Here is an 18137-nt window from a genome sequence, read left to right on the forward strand (position 1 = left end):
GGGCCCCCGCGTCTCTTTTCTTGCCCCCCCCGCCGGGGGGGGGGGGCCGCGTGGGGGCCCCCCCCCGGGGGCGGGCGCCGGGCGGCGGGACCCGCCCCCCCGCGCGCCCGCCCGCTTCCGCACGCGCACGTCCCCCACCCCCATCTTCCCGAGGAGTGACGATGCGTCGAACATCCGCACCACCGTTACCCGTCCCCCGGTCCGGACGGCGGGCGCGGTGGGTCACCACCGTCCTGGCCGTGCTGGCCCTCCTCGCCGGGACGGTCCTCACCGTCTCCGGCACCGCGGCGGCGGCGCCGCGGGCGTGGGCCCCGAAACCCGCGCCCATGACCACCCCGTGGACCGGTCAGGTCCCGGTCGACAGCCCGCTGCCCGAGTACCCCCGCCCGCAGCTCACCCGCCCCGACTGGGCGAACCTCAACGGCGTCTGGGACTTCGCCGTCACCTCGGCGGACGCCGGCCGGCCCGCCTCGTTCACCGAGCGGATCCGGGTGCCCTTCGTCGCCGAGTCCGCGCTCTCCGGCATCCAGCGCAGGATCACCCGGAACGACAAGCTCTGGTACAAGCGCACCTTCACCGTCCCCTCGAACTGGAACGGCCGCCGCGTCCAGCTCAACTTCGGCGCCAGTGACTGGCGTACGACCGTGTGGGTCAACGACCGGCAGGCCGGTGCCCCCCACAGCGGGGGTTACGACTCCTTCTCGTACGACATCACCGACCTGCTGAACGGGGGCACGAACACCGTCGTCGTCTCCGTGTGGGACCCCACCCAGACCGGTGGTCAGGCGGTCGGCAAACAGCGGCTCAACGAGGTGACACCCCATCCGGGTGGTGGCATCTTCTACACCGCCGCGTCCGGCATCTGGCAGACGGTGTGGCTGGAGCCCACGGCGGCAGCCCACATCACCCGCCTCGACATGGTGCCGGACCTCACCGGCAACCGTCTCGAGGTCACCGTGCGTGGCGTCGGAACCGGCGGCCACCAGGCCCGCGTCACCGTCTCCAGCGGCGGTGCCACGGTCGGCACCGCCACCGGTCCGGTGGGCGGTGAGTTCACCGTCCCGGTCCCGGACGCGCACCGGTGGACGCCGGACGACCCGTTCCTCTACGACGTGAAGGCGGAGCTGCTGTCCGGTGGCACGGCGGTCGACTCCGTCGGCAGCTACACCGGCATGCGCTCCATCGGCCTCGCCCGCGTCGACGGCCTCCTGCGCCCGGTCCTCAACGGCGAGTTCGTCTTCCAGACGGGCACCCTGGACCAGGGCTACTGGCCGGACGGCGTCTACACCGCCCCGACCGACGCCGCCCTCCGGTACGACCTGCAGAAGCACAAGGACCTCGGCTTCAACATGGTGCGCAAGCACATCAAGGTCGAGCCGCAGCGCTGGTTCTACTGGGCCGACCGGCTCGGTCTGCTGGTGTGGCAGGACATGCCGTCCATGGAGCGCACCCCCGACGCCGCGGCGCGCACCCAGTGGGAGGCCGAGTACCACCGGATCATCGACCAGCACCGCAGCTCACCGTCCCTGGTGATGTGGGTGAACCAGAACGAGGGCTGGGGCCAGTACGACCAGGCGCGCATCGCCGACGAGGTCAAGGCGTACGACCCGTCCCGGCTGGTGGACAACATGAGCGGGGTCAACTGCTGCGGGGCCGTGGACGGCGGCAACGGTGACGTGGTCGACCACCATGTGTACGTCGGCCCCGGCACCACGGTGCCCAGCGCCACCCGCGCCGCCGTTCTCGGCGAGTTCGGCGGGCTGGGCTTCAAGGTGGCCGGCCACGAGTGGTACCCCGGCGGCGGCTTCAGCTACGAGGACCAGCCCGACCTCGCGCACCTGAACAGCCGGTTCGTCGGCCTGCTGGACGGCATCCGTGAGGTCCGCATGCCCCGGGGGCTGTCCGCCTCGGTCTACACGGAGATCACCGACGTGGAGAACGAGGCCAACGGGCTGCTCACCTACGACCGTCAGGTGGTCAAGGTCGACGAGGCCCGGGTCCGGGCCGCCAACCGGGCCTTGATCGACGCCTCGCGCGCGTCGGCAGCACCCGTCACCCTGCCCACCGGCCCGTACAGGTCGCTGCGGGTGACGACCCCCGGCCACACCGACCGCTATGTGCGGCACCAGGACGGCGCCGCGTTCACCGCGGTCGTCACCGGCGGCAGTGACGCGCTGCTGAAGAACGACGCCACCTGGCGGATCGTGCCCGGTCTGGCCGACAGCGGCTGCTACTCGTTCGAGTCGCGGAACTACCCGGGCGAGTACCTGCGCCACCGCGCGTACCGCGTGTACAAGGAGGGCGGCAGCGGCGACCTGTTCCGCGCCGACGCCACCTTCTGCCCCGTCCGGGGCGCGAACGGCGGGGTGAGGCTGTCCGCCTACAACTTCCCCGGGCAGTACCTGCGCCACTACGACGCCGAGTTGTGGCTCGCCACACCGGGCGGAACGCACACCTGGGACAGCCCGGCCCTGTTCACGGAGGACACCACCTGGGCCGTGGAGGCCCCCTGGGCCCCGTGACCGCGGCGAAGCGGCACATGTGAGAAGCGGTGGCGGCCGTCCGGTCGCCACCGCCCCCGTCTCCTCCCCCACTGGAGTTCCCCAGCCATGACTGCCCGAACGACCGGACCCGCCGCCAGATTCTGCGCCTCCCTGCTCGCCGGCGGCCTCCTGACGGTGCTCTCGCCCTCCCCCGCCGTCGCCGTGCCCGTGTACACGACCGCCGAGGCGGGCAACCCCTTCGTGGACGGCTGGTACGCCGACCCGGACATCGCGTTGTACGAAGGCGCCTACTGGGTGTTCCCGACCACCTCCAGGCCCTACGACGAGCAGACGCACCTCGACGCCTTCTCCTCCACCGACCTGGTGCACTGGACCAAGCACAGCGACGTCCTGACCACGGCGGACGTCTCCTGGGCCGAGCGGGCCATGTGGGCGCCCGCGCCGATCGAACGCGACGGCAGGTACTACCTGTACTTCGCCGCCAACGACATCCAGAACGACTCCCAGCCCGGCGGGATCGGGGTGGCCGTCGCCGACCGGCCCGAGGGCCCGTACGAGGACGCCATCGGACAGCCGCTGATCCCGGCGTTCCACAACGGCGCCCAGCCCATCGACCAGGACGTCTTCATCGACGACGACGGTCAGGCGTACATGTACTACGGCGGCTGGGGCCACGCCAACGTCGTCAAGCTCAACCCGGACATGACCAGCCTCGGCACCTTCGCCGACGGATCGACGTACAAGGAGATCACCCCGGCGGGTTACGTCGAGGGGGCGCAGATGTTCAAACGGGACGGGAAGTACTACCTGATGTGGTCCGAGGGAGGCTGGACGGGACCCGACTACTCGGTGTCGTACGCCATCGCCGACTCGCCTACCGGTCCCTTCGTCAAGCTCGACAAGGTACTCGCCCAGGACCCGGCGGTCGCCAAGGGCTCCGGTCACAACTCGGTCGTCCGTGTGCCCGGCACCGACATCTGGTACATCTTCTACCACCGGCGCCCGCTCAGCGAGACGGACGGCAACCACCGCCAACTGGCTTATGACCGCATGCACTTCCGTGCCGACGGCACCATCGAGCGCATCGAGATGAAGGTGCGGGACAACTTCGCCGACGGCAACGCGCTGGGCTGGAAGACGTACGGCGGGTCCTGGACGGTGGCCGGCGGACGCTACCGGGCGGGCCGCTCACCCGGCGGCAAGGCACTGCTGGACACGGATTTCGCCGACTTCACCCAGGAGGCCGACGTCACGGTGGCCTCGCGCGGCGGTGACGCGGGGCTCGTCTTCCGGGTGACCCGGCCGACCGTCGGTACCGACGGCTACAGCGGCTACTACGCGGGCATCGGTCCGGACGGCAAGGTGGCGCTCGGGAGGGTGAACGACTCCTGGACCCCGCTGCGGACCGCCCGTCTGCGGATCACCCCCGGCTCGACGCACAAGCTGCGGGTCACTGCCGTCGGCTCCTCCCTCAAGGTGTACGTCGACGACATGACGAAACCCAGGATCTCGGTCACCGACGCCACCTACCCCAGCGGTGCGAACGGTGTGCGGGTCTTCGGCACCGCGGCCACGTTCGACGACGTGGCGGTGAGCCCCGCGCGGTGACCCGTCCCACGGCGAAGGGGGCGGACGCCGTCGGCGTCCGCCCCCTTCGCCGTCGTGGCGGTTACGGCTTCTCCGCCCCGTACAGCGCGCTCACCTCCTGTGCGGTGAGCGCCCTGTCGTAGGCGTGGACCTCGTCCACCGCTCCGTCCCAGAAGTCGGTGTTCTGGCCGTTCCACTGGGCGCGGCCCACCGTGAAGGGGCCGGAGGCGACGTAGTTCGGGCCGCCCTTGACGGTCGCCGCCCGCTCGCCGTCGACGTAGAGCGTGATCTCGCCCGTCGCGTCGTCACGCACACCGACCAGGTGGTACCAGCGGCCGGTCTCGGGCGTGGTCTCCAGGCGGGCGCGCTGTCCGTCGGGGGTGCTGAAGGCGAAGGCGCCCTGGCCGTACTGCAGGTAGAAGGGGCTCGTCTGGCGCGGCGCGTCCTGGCTGACGGCGGTGGCGTAGTTGCCCGGCAGCGAGTCGAGGCTGACCCACGCGGACACCGTGTAGCTGCCGGTGGTGTCGAGCACCGGGCCGTCGGTCCGGGCGTACTGTCCCTGGCCGTCGAACTTCAGCGCGCTGCCGCCGACTCCGGTGGTCCAGGTGGTGCCCTCGCTGAGGGTCAGCGGCTTGTCGTTCGGGCCGTCGTCCTTCGCGGTGGTGCCGGTGCCCTCGTCGAGGGACCAGGAGCCGCCGCCCTTGAGGGGCTCGCGGTCGCCGGCCGCGGCGCCGGCCGCGATCACCTTGCGGTTGATCTCGCGGACCCGGACCGGGTCGACCTTGAGCTCCCGGCGGTCGTAGGTGTACAGGCCGTTGAGTTCGTTCTCCAGGTCGGTGATCTGCGTGTACACCGAGCCGGAGAGCTCGGCGCCGGCCTGGTCGAGATAGAACTTCTCGGTGTTCTCGACGTACTTGCGGGTCAGCGCCTCCTTGTCGGCGACGCCGCTGTAGATCACGGTCGGCGTGCCCGGCCACATGTGGCCCGGGGTGCGCAGCGTGAAGCCGCCGTGCTCGCCGTCCATGGCCGCCCGGTGGTCCGGGAAGGGCGCGTCGTCGTTGTTGTAGTCGTGGTGGTCGATGATGTCGCCCTTGCCCGAGTCGCCCTTGGAGTTGCAGCAGTTGACACCGCTGTGGGCGTTGACGATCCGGGACGGGTCGGCGGCCTTCACCGACTCGGCGATGCGACCGCTCTCCTCGCGGTTCCACTCGCCCCAGCCCTCGTTGAAGACGATCCAGCCGATGACGGAGGGCGAGTTGTGGTGCTGGCGCATCATCTCGCGGCCCTGGTCGACGAAGGCCTTCTGTCCGGTCTCGTCGGTGAGGTTCCCGGAGACGAAGTCCTGCCAGACGAGCAGGCCGAGCTTGTCCGCGTGGTAGAACCAGCGCGGGGACTCCACCTTGATGTGCTTGCGGACGGCGTTGAAGCCGAGCTTCTTGTGCGCCTTCAGGTCGAAGGCGAGCGCGTCGTCGCTGGGCGCGGTGTAGAGGCCGTCGGGCCAGAAGCCCTGGTCGAGGGTGGCCAGGGAGAAGATCGGCTTGCCGTTGAGGACCAGCTTCCGGTAGCCGCCGACCTCCTCGATGCCGATCTCACGCATGCCGAAGTAGCTGCCGACCTTGTCGGTGGACCGGCCGTCCTTCAGCTTGACGTCGAGGTCGTAGAGGTAGGGGTCGTCCGGGCTCCACAGGTGCTGCTTGGCCACGCGCAGGTTCAGCTTGCTGTTGGCCGGTCCGCTGACCCGGCCGACGACCTTGCCGCGGGCGTCGCGGGCGACGGCCTCGACACGGGCGTGCTTCGAGGCGTCCTCGGACTCGACGGTCACGGCGAGGGTGCCGGTGTCGATGTCGGGCGTGGTGACGACGTCGTCGATCGCGGCGTCGGCGACGGGTTCCATCCAGACGGTCTGCCAGATGCCGGACGACTGGGTGTAGAAGATGCCGCCGGGGTTGGTGGACTGCTTGCCCATCGGCTGGTTGGCGCCGCCGGTGTCGGTGACCGCGACGACGATCTCCTGCTTGCCCCGGCCCTTGAGGGCGTCGGTGATGTCGGCGCTGAAGGCGTTGTAGCCGCCGGTGTGCTCGGCGACCTTCGTGCCGTTGACGTAGACGGTGGCCCGGTAGTCGACGGCGCCGAAGTTGAGCCTGAGCCGGTTGTCCTTGCCGCTCTTGCCGACCTTCCAGCTCTTCGGCACGTCCACGAGCTTGCGGTAGAACATGTGGTCCTCGTGCCGCTCGAGCCCGGAGAGCTGCGACTCGACCGGGAACGGCACGATGATCTTCTCGTCCAGGTCCTTGCCGAAGACCGGCTGCTCACCGGCCTTCGCGCCGCTGAACTGCCAGGGCCCGTTGAGGTTCTTCCACTTCGAGCGGACCTGCTGCGGGCGGGGGTACTCCGGCAGCGGGTTCTTCGTGTCGACCTTGTCGCCCCACGGGGTGGTGATGCGGTGGGTGGAGGTGTTCACGGCGTAGCGGACGATGCGGGGCACGGCCTTGCCGCCGGCCGTGAGGCCGCCCTCGCCGTCGTAGGTGAAACGGACCTGCTGGTTCTTCTGGATCGGCTCGGAGAGCGTGATCAGGAGGGAGTCGGGGTCGCCGGGGTCGGCCGCCACCGACTTGACCGGCATGGCGGTCGTGTCGGCCTCGATCTTGAGGTGGCCGGCCACCTCGGCGAGGTCGCCCACCGGGTCCTCGAACCGGGCGCGCAGTCCGCGGCCGTCCTCGGTGACGGTCGGCTCCACGGGGAAGACCTCGAAGCCGGCGGGCGGGGTGAACGCCGTCGTCGGCACGAGCTGCTTGGGCATCGTCGGTGTCGACCAGCGCAGGAACATGTTGGCGCCGCCGACGTCCTGGAACATCTCCATGCGGAAGTCGTGCTTCTCGCCCGCGGTCAGCTTGATCGCCGCGCTGGTCTGTTCCTTGTCCCAGTCGCCCACCCAGTGGTCGATGACGGGTTCGTCGTCGATGAACAGCCGGAAGCCGTTGTCGCCGATGGCGTGGAAGGTGTATTCACCGGTTTCCGGTGCTTCGATCTGCCCGGTCCAGCGGGCGGTCGTGTGCTCCGTCCGCCCGGTCAGCTCCTCGAAGGTGCCGGTCAGTCCGGAGAAGTTGATCTGCGGTTCCAGCAGGGTGCCGCCGAGTTCGGCGAAGTCCCGGGCGCCCGGCGCCGACATGCTGAAGTACTCGCCCTTCAGGCCGTGCACCACGACATCGGCGTCGGCGGCGGTCGCGCCGGCGGACACCGCGGCCATCGGCACGGCCACCGACGCGGCGGGCGCCAGGGCGCCCGTGGACAGGGCCAGGGCGGTCACGGTCAGCAGCGCCCACGATCTGGATCCCGGGCGGGTGAGTTGTCTTGTCATCGAACCTTTCCTCGCGCAGAGGGCATGGGGCCAGGACGAAACAGGGGTGGCCGTCGGCTCGGCCGACCTTTCATTCCAACGTTGGAAATCCGGTGTGCAGCGGAATGACAACACGCCGCCCGACGGCTGTCCAGGCTTCGCACACAGCTGATGTTCCGTCAGCGCTCCGACCTTCACGGCGCGATGGCGGTTCACCCGGCAGCAACCGGACCCGACGACTCTATTGACATGCTCGCCACTGGTCACCATCCTGTGGAAGCGGATTTCATCGATGTAAACCTCGGCGTGGAGGTGACGGGACACGATGGCCAGGCTTCCTCACGGGCCGAAGAGACTCTCCCGCCGTCTGGCCGGAGCCCTCGGCTTCGTCCTGTCCGGCGTCCTCGCCGCCGCCCTGACCCTGACGTCCGCCGAGCCCGCCCGGGCGGACCAGACCGGTCTGCGCGCCGCGGACCCCAGCGTGCTCCGGGTCGGTGGCACGTACATCTCCGTGCAGTCCACCGGAGGAGGCATCGCCGTACGGCAGGCCCCGTCGACGGACGCCCTGGACTCGGCGGCCCCGCGGCAGGTCTGGTCGGACACGCGCGGTCGCGGTGAGGTCTGGGCCCCGGAGATCGTGCGGGACGGCGGCCGCTACTACATCTACTTCACGGCCGGGCGCGGAGCGGCCCACCGGATGTACGTGATCAGCTCGGCGAGTCCCGACAGCGGCTACTCCGCCGAGACGAAGCTGGCCCTGCCGGACGACAAGTGGGCCATCGACGGAACCCTGTTCACCTTCAACGGGCAGCGCTGGTTCGTCTGGTCCGGCTGGGCCGGGGACACCGACGTCGAGCAGAACCTGTACATCGCCCGGATGAGCAGCCCGACCACGCCGACCGGTGCGCGGCACATCATCTCGCAGCCCCGGGAGAGCTGGGAGCGCGTGGTCGGCAACCCGTTCATCAACGAGGGCCCGGAGCCCATCAGGGACCCGAACGGGCAGCTGCACATCGTGTACTCCGCCAACGGCAGCTGGAGCGACCAGTACTGCCTGGCCGACCTGCGGCTGCGGGCCGGCGGCGACCCGACGTACGTGTGGGACTGGTACAAGTCCAACGGCTGCCTGTTCGGCTCCCACAGGGCCACGATGATGGCCGGCTGGGATCCGACGCTGCACGTCGACGGACCCGGCCACCACAGCTTCGTCCTGCTCGACGGCGACATCGGCACCAGCCCGCCCGCCGGGCCGAGGTTCCCGCTGATGTTCCACGCGGTGCCGAAGGGCACGCCGTACACCTGGGAGAACCGCTACTGGTACACGGGCACGTTCTGCTGGTGGGGGAACACCACCTACAGCCGCGCCAACGTCCCCGGGCCGAACACCGACACCGGCTGGAGTCTCAAGTTCTTCGAGTAGGTCACTCCCCGGCCCGCGTGAACGGGCCGCCGTCGGCCGCGAAGGCGTGGGCGGCGAAGCGCTCGCCGATGCGGCGGTGCGCGGCCGCGTCGGGGTGGAGCCGGTCGGGCAGCGGCAGTTCGGCGTGGTCAGCCTCGCCGTAGAGGTCACGGCCGTCGAGGTAGTGCACGTTCGGGTCCTCGGCCGCGCGTTGCGTCACGATGCGCTTCAGCTCGTCGCGGATGACGTTGAGCGTCAGCTTGCCCGCGGCCCGCTCCCCGGGATCACCCGTGGCGGTGAACAGGAGCCGGCCCTCACCGAGCCGGCTGAAGTCGTAGGCGGTGGGGCCGGGTGTGTCCTCGTGGATGGGGCACAGGATCGGCGAGACGACCAGCAGCGGTGTGGTGGGGTGGCCCTCGCGGACGGTGTCGAGGAAGCCGTGCACGGCGGGCGTGAAGGCGCGCAGCCGCATCAGGTCGGCGTTGACCAGGTTGATGCCGATCTTGACGCTGATCAGGTCGGCGGGCGTGTCGCGCAGGGTGCGGGCGACGAACGGGTCGAGCAGGGCGCTGCCGCCGAAGCCCAGGTTGACCAGTTCCACACCGCCCCGTGCGGCGGCGAGCGCGGGCCACGTGGTGGTGGGGCTCGCGGCGTCGGAGCCGTGGCTGATGGAACTGCCGTGGTGCAGCCAGGTGCGGCGTCCGCGGGCGGGCGCGGGCTCGACGGGGGCGTCGGTGCGCAGGGCGACGAGTTCGGTGGTCTCGTTGTGCGGCAGCCAGACCTCGACGGTCTTGTCGCGCCCGGGCAGGCCGGTGAAGCGGAGGGTGCCGGCGGGGCCGGTGCCGTGTTCGGCGATTCCGGTGCTCATGTCGATGGTCAGGGTGTCGCCGCCGGTCACGGTCGCCTGACCGGCCGGACGTCCGTCGACGAGCAGGTCGTAGCGGCCGTCCGGGCGGGGCGGGGCACCGGTGTAGACCCGTTTGGTGGGCAGGGTGTCGAGTTCGATCGCGGTCGCCCGGGTGCGGAAGACCAGGCGTACGCCGGAGGGCTGGGACTCGGCCATGGCGAGCTGTCCGTCGGTGTTCCGGGCGCGGGCCCAGGAGGGCAGGCGGTGGGGCAGCACCCCCCTCGGGGTGTGCTCCAGGTCGAGGGCGCCGCGCACGAGGTCCGCGGTGATGGGTGTGGTGGTCCAGGTGGGCGGGGTGGGGGGCATCGCTTCGTTCCGTCTGTCGGGGCGGGTGGATGAACGGGGGGACGGCGCCGGGGTCGCCGTCAGGGCGCGGGCCAGTTGCGCAGCAGGGCGTCCAGCGCGTCGAGGACGCGGGTCCACGTCTCCTGCGTGTCGGGGGCGCTGTGGCTGAACCCGCCGCCCATCTCCAGGCTGACGTAGCCGTGGAAGACGCTGCCCAGCAGGCGGACCGCGTGGGTCTGGTCCGGTTCCGTCAGGTCGTAGCCGCGCAGGAGGGCCCGGGTCATCCGCGCGTGCCGCACCCCCGCGCTGCCCGCGGCCTCCTGGGGGTCCAGCCGGAACTGGGCGGCCGCGTAACGGCCGGGGTGCTCCCGCGCGTAGTCGCGGTAGACGTTCGCCAGCGCGGTCAGGGCGTCCTTGCCGGCCCGCCCGGCCAGGGCCTCGGCGGCACGGTCGGCGAGCTCCTCCAGCGCGAGCAGGGCGATCCGCGTCCTGAGGTCGTGGGAGTTCTTCACGTGGGAGTACAGGCTCGCCACCTTGACGTCGAAGCGCCGGGCGAGCTCCGAGACGGTCACCCGGTCGAAGCCGACCTCGTCGGCGAGTTCGGCCCCCGCTCTGGTCAGGCGTTCCGCCGTCAGCCCTACGCGTGCTGCCATAGCCATCCTCTCCATAAACTAAATCAATTGTGCATCTACCTAATACCTTTAGGCAAACGGGCCGAGTGTGATGTCCGTCGGACCCCGTTGTCAGTGGGGGGAGGCAAGATGCGACGCATGACAACACCTGCAGCAGTGATCGTGGATGCCGCCGCCTACGCGCAGGCGGTCGAGGACGCCGTACGCGCGGCCGCCGCCTACTACGAGGGCGGCACCTCGGCGCTGGACGACGACACCTACGACCGGCTGGTACGAGGGATCGCCGACTGGGAGGCGGAGCATCCCGACGGGATACTCCCCGACTCCCCCACCGGGAAGGTCGCCGGCGGGGCGGTGGAGGGCGACGTGCCGCACACGGTGCCGATGCTCAGCCTCGACAACGTGTTCTCCGCGGAGGAGTTCACCGCCTGGACGGCCTCCCTGTCCCGCCGTACCGGACGTGAGGCGACGCGCTTCAGCGTGGGTCCGAAGCTGGACGGGCTCGCGATCGCCGCCCGCTACCGCGACGGCCGCCTCACCCGCCTGATCACCCGCGGGGACGGGACGGCCGGGGAGGACGTCTCGCACGCGATCGGCACCGTCGAGGGGCTGCCCGAGAAGCTGGACGAGCCGGTCACCGTGGAGGTGCGCGGCGAAGTCCTCATGACGACGGCCCAGTTCGAGTACGCCAACGAGGTGCGCACCTCGCACGGCGGACAGCCGTTCGCCAACCCGCGCAACGCGGCGGCGGGCACCCTGCGGGCGAAGGAGCGGCTCTACACGGTGCCGATGACGTTCTTCGGCTACGGACTGCTGCCACTGCCCGACACCGACTCCGTCCTCGCCGAGAAGCTGAACGAGCTCGCGCACAGCGAACTGATGGCGCTGGCGGGCGACCTCGGGGTGCACACCAGCGCCCGTACGGCGGTCCCGGACGTCGTCGCCGAGACGCCCGAGGAGGTCCTGGTCCGGGTGAAGGAGATCGCCGCGCTCCGCGCCGAGCTGCCGTTCGGCATCGACGGGATCGTCGTCAAGGCCGACCTCGCCGCCGACCGGCGGGCCGCCGGGAACGGCTCGCGCGCGCCCCGCTGGGCGATCGCCTACAAGCTGCCGGCCGTGGAGAAGATCACCCGGCTGCTGGAGGTGGAGTGGAACGTCGGCCGCACCGGGATCATCGCGCCGCGCGGTGTCCTCGAACCGGTCGTCATCGACGGCTCCACCATCACCTACGCCACCCTGCACAACCCGGCCGACATCACCCGCCGCGACCTGCGCCTGGGCGACCACGTCATGGTCCACCGCGCGGGTGACGTCATCCCGCGCATCGAGGCGCCGGTCGCCCACCTGCGCACGGGTGAGGAGCGGCCGATCGAGTTCCCGGCGCAGTGTCCGCGCTGCGGGTCGGACATCGACACCGGCGAGGAACGCTGGCGGTGCGCCCAGGGCCGCAACTGCCACCTCGTCGCGTCCCTCGCCTACGCCGCCGGCCGCGACCAGCTCGACATCGAGGGCCTCGGCGCCACCCGTGTGGTGCAGCTGGTCGAGGCGGGCCTGGTGGCCGATCTCGCCGATCTGTTCACCCTGCGGCGCGAGCAGTTGCTCGCCCTGGAGCGGATGGGCGAGACCAGCACCGACAATCTGCTCGCCGCGCTCGCCAAGGCCAAGGAGCAGCCGCTGTCACGGGTGCTGTGCGCGCTGGGCGTGCGGGGCACCGGAAGATCCATGTCACGGCGCATCGCCCGCCACTTCGCCACCATGGACCACATCCGCGCGGCCGACGCCGAGTCGATGCAGCGGGTCGAGGGCATCGGAGCGGAGAAGGCGCCCTCGATCGTCGTGGAGCTGGCCGAACTCGCGCCGCTCATCGACAAGCTCGTCGCCGTCGGCGTCAACATGACGGAGCCCGGGGCCACTCCGCCACCGCCCGCGGGTGCCGAGGCCGACGCCCCGGCCGAAGGCGGCCCGCTGGCCGGGATGACGGTGGTGGTCACCGGCGCGATGACCGGGAAGCTGGAGAAGCTCTCCCGCAACGAGATGAACGAACTCGTCGAACGGGCCGGCGGCCGTTCCTCCTCCAGCGTCTCCAAGAAGACCGCCCTCGTGGTCGCGGGCGAGGGCGCCGGTTCCAAGCGGGCGAAGGCCGAACAGCTCGGCGTCCGCATCGCCACCCCGGAGGAGTTCGCCGCCCTGGTCGCCGAACTCCTCGACTGAGCCGGGCGCCGGCCCGCGCCCGGCCGTCAGGGCGCGGCGCAGGCCTCGGCGATGGACAGGCTGTTCTCGTAGAGGTGGTGACGGGTGATCCGGCCGCCCTCCACGGTGAGGCGCAGGGCGAACGGGCCCTGGAAGGACCGTCCCGTCGCCCGCACCCTCCCCGACAGATGCCCCGTCAGGACCGCGTCCTTCCCGTCGACGAGGAAGGCGTCGACGCGGACACGCGCGTCCTCGGGCACGGTGTGCTCCATCAACTCCGTGAACTGGGCCGCGCATTCGACGGCGGTGGAGCGGGGGCGGATCCACGGGACGGCGGGGTTGTCGGCGAGCAGCCAGTCGACCTCGTCGGCGAAGAGCGCGACGAGCCGTCCGGTGTCCCCGGCCGACCGGGCGGCGAGGAACTCCCGCACGACGGTCCGGGTGGCCTCCGCGTCGGCCTGCGCGGTGGTGGCGGGGAAACGGGTGGGCATGACGCTCTCCTCGCGGCTGCGGCCGGATTCCGGCTCGGGGTCTCGGTGGATGTGCCTGATCCTGCCGGAGGGGGAAGGAGCGGGTCGATTACCTCGGACGTCATGCCCGGGCCGAGGCGGGGCGGGGCGGCCGGACGCGGCCGTCGCCGGTGAGGCGGCCTCCTCCGTGCCCGGCCCGTGCTCTGTGCGAGGCCGGGCCGCGCCCGCCGCCGTGGACGCGTCCGTGTGCTCCGCGGTGTCGACGACCGTGCGGCCGGCCGACGGTCGACAATTCAGTTCCGATCACTCCCAGCGAGGGGACGCCATGCCGAGCAGCAGCCTGTACGACATCCTGGACGACCGCTTCCGCACCGGACGCTGCGCGAACGGCGACAGCAGGCTGGAGGTCCTGTACGACGGCTGCCGCTGGGCGGAGGGGCCGCTGTATCTGCCCGCCTGGCGCCAGCTGGTCTGGAGCGACATCCCGAACGACCGCATCCTGCGCTGGGACGAGGCCACCGGCACCGTCGGCGTCTTCCGCACCCCGGCCGGTCACAGCAACGGCAACACCGTCGACCGGCAGGGCCGCCTGGTCACCTGCGAGCAGGGCAACCGCCGCGTCACCCGCACCGAACCGGACGGGACCGTGACCGTCCTCGCCGACCGGTACGCCGGCAAGCGGCTGAACAGCCCGAACGACTCCGTCGTGCGCTCCGACGGCACGATCTGGTTCTCCGACCCGGACTTCGGCATCACCAGCGACTACGAGGGCCATCGCGCCGAGTCGGAGATCGGCGCGTGCAACGTGTACCGGATCGACCCGCTGTCGGGGGAGGTCCACCTCGCCGCGGACGGGTTCGAGGGGCCCAACGGGGTCGTCCTGTCCCCCGACGAGAGCCGGCTGTACGTCTCCGACTCGCGGGCCGCCCGGATCCACGTGTACGGCATCCGCGAGGACGGCACCCTGTCCGACGGCGAGGTCTTCGCCGAGGGCCGGGGCGGTATCCGCTTCGACAACATCCGCTTCGACGACGAGGGCCGCCTGTGGGCCGCCGCCCTCGACGACGGCGTGCACTGCTACGACCCCGACGGCACCCTCCTCGGGAGGCTGCGCGTGCCCGAGCCCGTCTCCAACATCGCCTTCGGCGGCCCGAAGAACAACCGCCTGTTCCTCACGGCCACCACCTCCCTGTACTCCCTGGTGATGTCGGTGACCGGGGCGCCGCGCCTCTGAACGGGCCGCTCGGGAACCCCACCCGTCGCACGGGCATCGGCGGTCGGCGTTTCGGCCACGAGGGTCCGCACACGAACCCCCGCCGCTCAAGGGCCGGTGCTCCTCACGCCCCCGGACACCGCGCCCCACGCGGAATCCGCTTCGTCCGAAACACCTGTGTTCGATATCGCTCCCTGTCTCGTTGAGTCTCGTGCCGTCGTCTTCACGCCATCGACCAGGCAGGGAGAAGTGCCGTTGACCCCCAAGAACACCCGCGCCGTCCCGCCCCCGCCGCCCGCCGAGATCACGTACTCCGGCCACTACTCCGTCAACCCGCTCGGCCAGGTCGGCTTCCGCTCCCTGTGCTCCCAGCTCCCCTCCGTCCTGCGCCGGATCACCGCCATGGCGTGGCGGACCGACCGTCGGGCCGTAGTCCTGCTCCTCACCTGCCAGCTGGTCACCGGCGTGTCCGCGGCGGTGCTGCTGGCGGCCACGGCGAGGGCCATGGGCCCGATCCTCGGGGCGGGCACGGTCGCGGACCGTCTGCACCGGGCGCTCCCCGCGCTCGTCGTCGTCGCGGCGGCGAGCGCCGTCACCCGCGCGGCGGCGGCCCTGGCCATGTACGCCGAGCGGCGGATCACGCCCCGGCTGACGACGGAGACCGACTCGGCGCTGGTCGAGGCCGTCTGCCGGGTCGAGGCCGCGGCGTACGCCACGGACGGCTTCTCCGACCGCCAGGAGGCGGCCGAGATGGGCGTGATGCGCACGCACGTGATGGTCATGGACGCCCAGCGCTTCATGGCCGCGCTGATCAGGATGGTCACGGCCGGCGGTGTCCTGTCCGTGCTCAATCCCCTCATGCTGCCGCTGCTCCTGCTGGCCGTGGCCCCGGCCGGCGTGGGAGCCGTCCTCACCGCGCGCGTCGACTACGAGATCCACTACGCGAACGTCGCCGACCGCAACGTGCGCGGGATGACCCGCTGGTGGGCGACCACGCCGAAGTACGCGGACGAGGTCCGCGCCAACGGCATGACCGACTACCTCCTGTACTGGTACCGCGCCCTGTCGGAGCGGGTCGACCGGCGGTCCCTGGCCGCCGCTCCCCGGACCCTGCGCATCGCCTTGCTGTCCTCCGTCGCCGGTGGGGCGTTCCTGGCCGCCACCTGGGGGATGCTCGCCTGGCTGGCCGTCACCGGGCGGATCGCGCCGGCCGTCGCGGCCACGGCCGTCGTCGCGGTCCAGACGACCCTGGCGGCGCTGTCCCAGGTCGTCGTCAACGGAGCGGCGGTGTTCCACACCAGTCTGTACCTCAGCGACATGCAGGCGTTCTTCGACGACGCCGCCGCGCGGGCGCCCCAGCGGGGCCCGGAGGCCGTCCGGGCCCCGGTGGAGGAGATCCGGCTGGACGAGGTCACGTACCGGTACCCCGGCAAGGACAGGCCCGCCGTCGACGGTGTCTCGCTGACCCTGCGGCGGGGGGAGATCCTCGCCGTGGTCGGCGTGAACGGCTCCGGCAAGAGCACCTTGACCCGGCTGATCACCGGCATCTACCTCGCGGACAAGGGCCGGGTCACCTGGGACGGCGTCGACATCGCCCACGTCGATCCGGCCACGGTGTGGGAGTGCACCGGCCTGGTGCCGCAGATCTTCGCCCAGTGGCCGCTGCGGGTGCGGGAGAACGTGACGCTGGGGCAGCCGAGGAGCCTCGACGACGGGGAGGTGTGGGAGGCGGTCGACGCGGTCGGTATGCGCGACGCCGTCGAGGACCTGCCCGCCGGACTCGACACCCTCCTGGCCCGCGAGGTCTTCGGCGGTGCCGAACTCTCCGGCGGCCAGTGGCAGCGCCTGGCCTGCTCCAGGGCCCTGTACCGCCGCCCGCCCCTGCTGATCCTCGACGAGCCCACCTCGCAGATGGACCCGCGCGGCGAACACGGCATCTTCGAGAGGATCAAGGCGATCTCCGGCAACCGCATCACCATCGTCGTCACGCACCGCCTGGAGAACACCAGGATCGCCGATCACATCGTCGTCATGGAGAAGGGGCGGATCACCGAACACGGCACCTACGACGACCTCGTCCACGCCGCCGGCACCTTCGCCGACCTCCTGCGCCTGTCCCAGGACCGCTGAAGGCACCGGCGTTCCTCACACGACCGGCTCACCGACACCCAGCAGGTTGCCCTCGCTGTCGCGGAACCAGGCTCCGCGTTCGGCGCGGGCACCCTTGCTCGGGTAGTTGCCCTCGATGTCGGCGATGCCGTCGGTGGTGCGGAGCCCGGGCACGTCGACGTCCTCGAACACCACGCCGCGCCGTTCGAGTTCCGCCACCACGCCTTCGATGTCGTCGACCTCGAACGCCATCTGGGTGAAGGTCCCCGAGGAGGCTCCCGTCGACCGGAAGAGCACGAAATCCGCGCCCGCGCACCGGTGGAGGAGTCCGCCGGGCCGTTCGTCGACGGGTTCCAGGCCGAGCCGTTCGGCGTAGGAGCGCCGGGCCCGGTCGAGGTCCTGGGCCGGCAGCCTGGTCGCCACGCGGGCCCGGGCCAGGGTGTTCTCGTCGTGTGCGTTCACCTCTCCACTGTGCCGCGGGCGGCGGGCACGTTCCACGGCGCGCGGCGCAGCGGTACGCGGCTCGTCGCCGTGGCATCCCCAGGTGAGTGGGGGCCGATGCCGGTTACCCGGCATCCGTGGCCGAGGAAGGGAGCGAGCCGTGCGATTCCAGAGCCGTGCGCATGCCGGGCAGGAGCTGGCCGTCAGGATGCTGGAGTGGGCGAGCAGCGGCGATCTCGCGAATGTGACCGTGCTGGCGCTGCCGCGCGGTGGCGTCCCGGTCGGGGCGGAGATCGCCCGGGCGATGCAGGTTCCGCTGGATGTGCTCGTGGTCCGCAGGATCGGGGTTCCCGGGTCCCCCGAGGTGGGCATCGGGGCGATCGCCGGGGACGACCCCCCGGTGTTCGACCGTACGGGGATGCGGGCCATGGACCTCTCGGAGGACAAACTCGGCCCGGAGGTGGCCCGGGCACGGGTCGAGCTGCACCGGCGGGAGCGGGTCTACCGCGGCGGGCGCCCCGCACCGGAGGTCGGCGGTCACAGCATCGTGGTCGTGGACGACGGGCTGGCCACGGGCATCACCGCCCGCGCTGCCCTGCGGCACCTCCGGCGCGGCGATCCCCTGCGTCTGATCCTGGCGGTGCCGGTGTGCGGCCACGCCACCGCCGCGGCGCTGCGGGACGAGGCCGACGACGTGGTCTCCCTGTACCAGCCGCGGCAGGTGCGGTCGGTCGGCGAGTGGTACGACGACTTCCACCAGGTCACCGACCAGGAAGTGCTGGACGCGCTGAGGGAGCTGCACCCGGCCGGCTAGACGTCGCCCCGCGGCTCCCGGCCGACCGTGGCCAGGAGGTCGGCGACCAGGGGGCCGGGGCCGTCCGTCCGCCCGCCCGCCCGCCAGGCGACGGCGACCCGGGTGCGGGCGGTGCCGGGCGCCACGGCGCGGAAGGCGACGCCCTGGAGGCGGATGCGCCGGATGCTCGCCGGGGCCGGGGAGGCACCGAGGCCGGTTTCCACCAGGGCGCGGACGGTCTGCCATTCCACCGCGTGCTGGACGGTCCGG

13 protein-coding genes are annotated in these 18137 nt (G+C 71.5%); 7 read left to right on the forward strand and 6 right to left on the reverse strand.

The genetic code is table 11. From position 1 onward, the window contains the following. Nucleotides 1-161: 161 nt before the first annotated feature. Together ACH5AO_RS26820 and ACH5AO_RS26825 are read left to right on the forward strand one after the other, a co-directional pair. A complete protein-coding gene (locus tag ACH5AO_RS26820; RefSeq protein WP_398928926.1) occupies nucleotides 162-2522 on the forward strand; it encodes an AbfB domain-containing protein in 2361 nt (786 codons plus the stop codon). 87 nt (nucleotides 2523-2609) lie between these two features. Beyond that, complete coding sequence (locus ACH5AO_RS26825) at nucleotides 2610-4112, forward strand: glycoside hydrolase family 43 protein (RefSeq protein ID WP_398928928.1); 1503 nt, start codon at nucleotides 2610-2612, stop codon at nucleotides 4110-4112. A gap of 61 nt (nucleotides 4113-4173) precedes the next feature. Here the strand turns inward: ACH5AO_RS26825 and ACH5AO_RS26830 are convergent, their stop codons facing one another. Then, nucleotides 4174-7449: a LamG-like jellyroll fold domain-containing protein gene (locus tag ACH5AO_RS26830; protein ID WP_398928930.1), complete on the reverse strand. Its 3276-nt coding sequence runs from the start codon at nucleotides 7447-7449 to the stop codon at nucleotides 4174-4176. A 304-nt stretch (nucleotides 7450-7753) separates the two neighbouring features. On the opposite strand from ACH5AO_RS26830, the gene ACH5AO_RS26835 reads away from it, so the two are divergent. Further along, nucleotides 7754-8848: a glycoside hydrolase family 43 protein gene (locus ACH5AO_RS26835; RefSeq protein WP_398928932.1), complete on the forward strand. Its 1095-nt coding sequence runs from the start codon at nucleotides 7754-7756 to the stop codon at nucleotides 8846-8848. Nucleotide 8849: 1 nt separating this feature from the next. Here the strand turns inward: ACH5AO_RS26835 and ACH5AO_RS26840 are convergent, their stop codons facing one another. Beyond that, entirely contained in the window at nucleotides 8850-10040 is a 1191-nt protein-coding gene (locus ACH5AO_RS26840) for a GDSL-type esterase/lipase family protein (protein WP_398928934.1), read from the reverse strand. A gap of 59 nt (nucleotides 10041-10099) precedes the next feature. Next, nucleotides 10100-10672, reverse strand: coding sequence for a TetR/AcrR family transcriptional regulator (locus ACH5AO_RS26845; protein ID WP_398928936.1), 573 nt, complete (start codon nucleotides 10670-10672; stop codon nucleotides 10100-10102). Between the two features lie 117 nt (nucleotides 10673-10789). Here ACH5AO_RS26845 and ligA point away from each other — a divergent pair, with 117 nt between their 5' ends. After that, entirely contained in the window at nucleotides 10790-12862 is a 2073-nt protein-coding gene (ligA, locus tag ACH5AO_RS26850; protein ID WP_398928938.1) for an NAD-dependent DNA ligase LigA, read from the forward strand. Between the two features lie 26 nt (nucleotides 12863-12888). Here ligA and ACH5AO_RS26855 read toward each other — a convergent pair whose 3' ends face one another. Next, complete coding sequence (locus ACH5AO_RS26855) at nucleotides 12889-13332, reverse strand: nuclear transport factor 2 family protein (RefSeq protein ID WP_398928940.1); 444 nt, start codon at nucleotides 13330-13332, stop codon at nucleotides 12889-12891. A 304-nt stretch (nucleotides 13333-13636) separates the two neighbouring features. Between ACH5AO_RS26855 and ACH5AO_RS26860 the strand changes: the two genes are divergently transcribed. Both ACH5AO_RS26860 and ACH5AO_RS26865 read left to right on the forward strand, forming a co-directional pair. Beyond that, nucleotides 13637-14545: an SMP-30/gluconolactonase/LRE family protein gene (locus tag ACH5AO_RS26860; RefSeq protein ID WP_398928941.1), complete on the forward strand. Its 909-nt coding sequence runs from the start codon at nucleotides 13637-13639 to the stop codon at nucleotides 14543-14545. A 234-nt stretch (nucleotides 14546-14779) separates the two neighbouring features. Beyond that, entirely contained in the window at nucleotides 14780-16654 is a 1875-nt protein-coding gene (locus ACH5AO_RS26865) for an ATP-binding cassette domain-containing protein (RefSeq protein WP_398928943.1), read from the forward strand. A 15-nt stretch (nucleotides 16655-16669) separates the two neighbouring features. Here ACH5AO_RS26865 and ACH5AO_RS26870 read toward each other — a convergent pair whose 3' ends face one another. Beyond that, nucleotides 16670-17095 (reverse strand): VOC family protein, encoded by a 426-nt coding sequence (locus ACH5AO_RS26870; protein ID WP_398928945.1) that lies wholly within the window; start codon nucleotides 17093-17095, stop codon nucleotides 16670-16672. A 139-nt stretch (nucleotides 17096-17234) separates the two neighbouring features. Here ACH5AO_RS26870 and ACH5AO_RS26875 point away from each other — a divergent pair, with 139 nt between their 5' ends. After that, nucleotides 17235-17888 (forward strand): phosphoribosyltransferase, encoded by a 654-nt coding sequence (locus ACH5AO_RS26875; protein WP_398928947.1) that lies wholly within the window; start codon nucleotides 17235-17237, stop codon nucleotides 17886-17888. Here ACH5AO_RS26875 and ACH5AO_RS26880 read toward each other — a convergent pair. Continuing rightward, on the reverse strand, nucleotides 17885-18118 hold the full coding sequence (locus ACH5AO_RS26880) for a hypothetical protein (protein ID WP_398928949.1): 234 nt from the start codon (nucleotides 18116-18118) through the stop codon (nucleotides 17885-17887). The two genes, ACH5AO_RS26875 and ACH5AO_RS26880, sit on opposite strands and share 4 nt — an antisense overlap. Nucleotides 18119-18137: the final 19 nt, after the last annotated feature.

It is taken from the genome of Streptomyces sp. NPDC018964 (genome assembly GCF_044390325.1).
Lineage (GTDB): Bacteria > Actinomycetota > Actinomycetes > Streptomycetales > Streptomycetaceae > Streptomyces.

Bases quoted from the DNA above. Each gene is read 5' to 3' on its own strand.
- ACH5AO_RS26825 (WP_398928928.1), top strand. From the start codon at position 2,610: ATGACTGCCCGAACGACCGGACCCGCCGCCAGATTCTGCGCCTCCCTG.
- ACH5AO_RS26830 (WP_398928930.1), bottom strand. From the start codon at position 7,449: ATGACAAGACAACTCACCCGCCCGGGATCCAGATCGTGGGCGCTGCTG.
- ligA (WP_398928938.1), top strand. From the start codon at position 10,790: ATGACAACACCTGCAGCAGTGATCGTGGATGCCGCCGCCTACGCGCAG.
- ACH5AO_RS26820 (WP_398928926.1), top strand. From the start codon at position 162: ATGCGTCGAACATCCGCACCACCGTTACCCGTCCCCCGGTCCGGACGG.
- ACH5AO_RS26855 (WP_398928940.1), bottom strand. From the start codon at position 13,332: ATGCCCACCCGTTTCCCCGCCACCACCGCGCAGGCCGACGCGGAGGCC.
- ACH5AO_RS26840 (WP_398928934.1), bottom strand. From the start codon at position 10,040: ATGCCCCCCACCCCGCCCACCTGGACCACCACACCCATCACCGCGGAC.
- ACH5AO_RS26845 (WP_398928936.1), bottom strand. From the start codon at position 10,672: ATGGCAGCACGCGTAGGGCTGACGGCGGAACGCCTGACCAGAGCGGGG.
- ACH5AO_RS26835 (WP_398928932.1), top strand. From the start codon at position 7,754: ATGGCCAGGCTTCCTCACGGGCCGAAGAGACTCTCCCGCCGTCTGGCC.
- ACH5AO_RS26860 (WP_398928941.1), top strand. From the start codon at position 13,637: ATGCCGAGCAGCAGCCTGTACGACATCCTGGACGACCGCTTCCGCACC.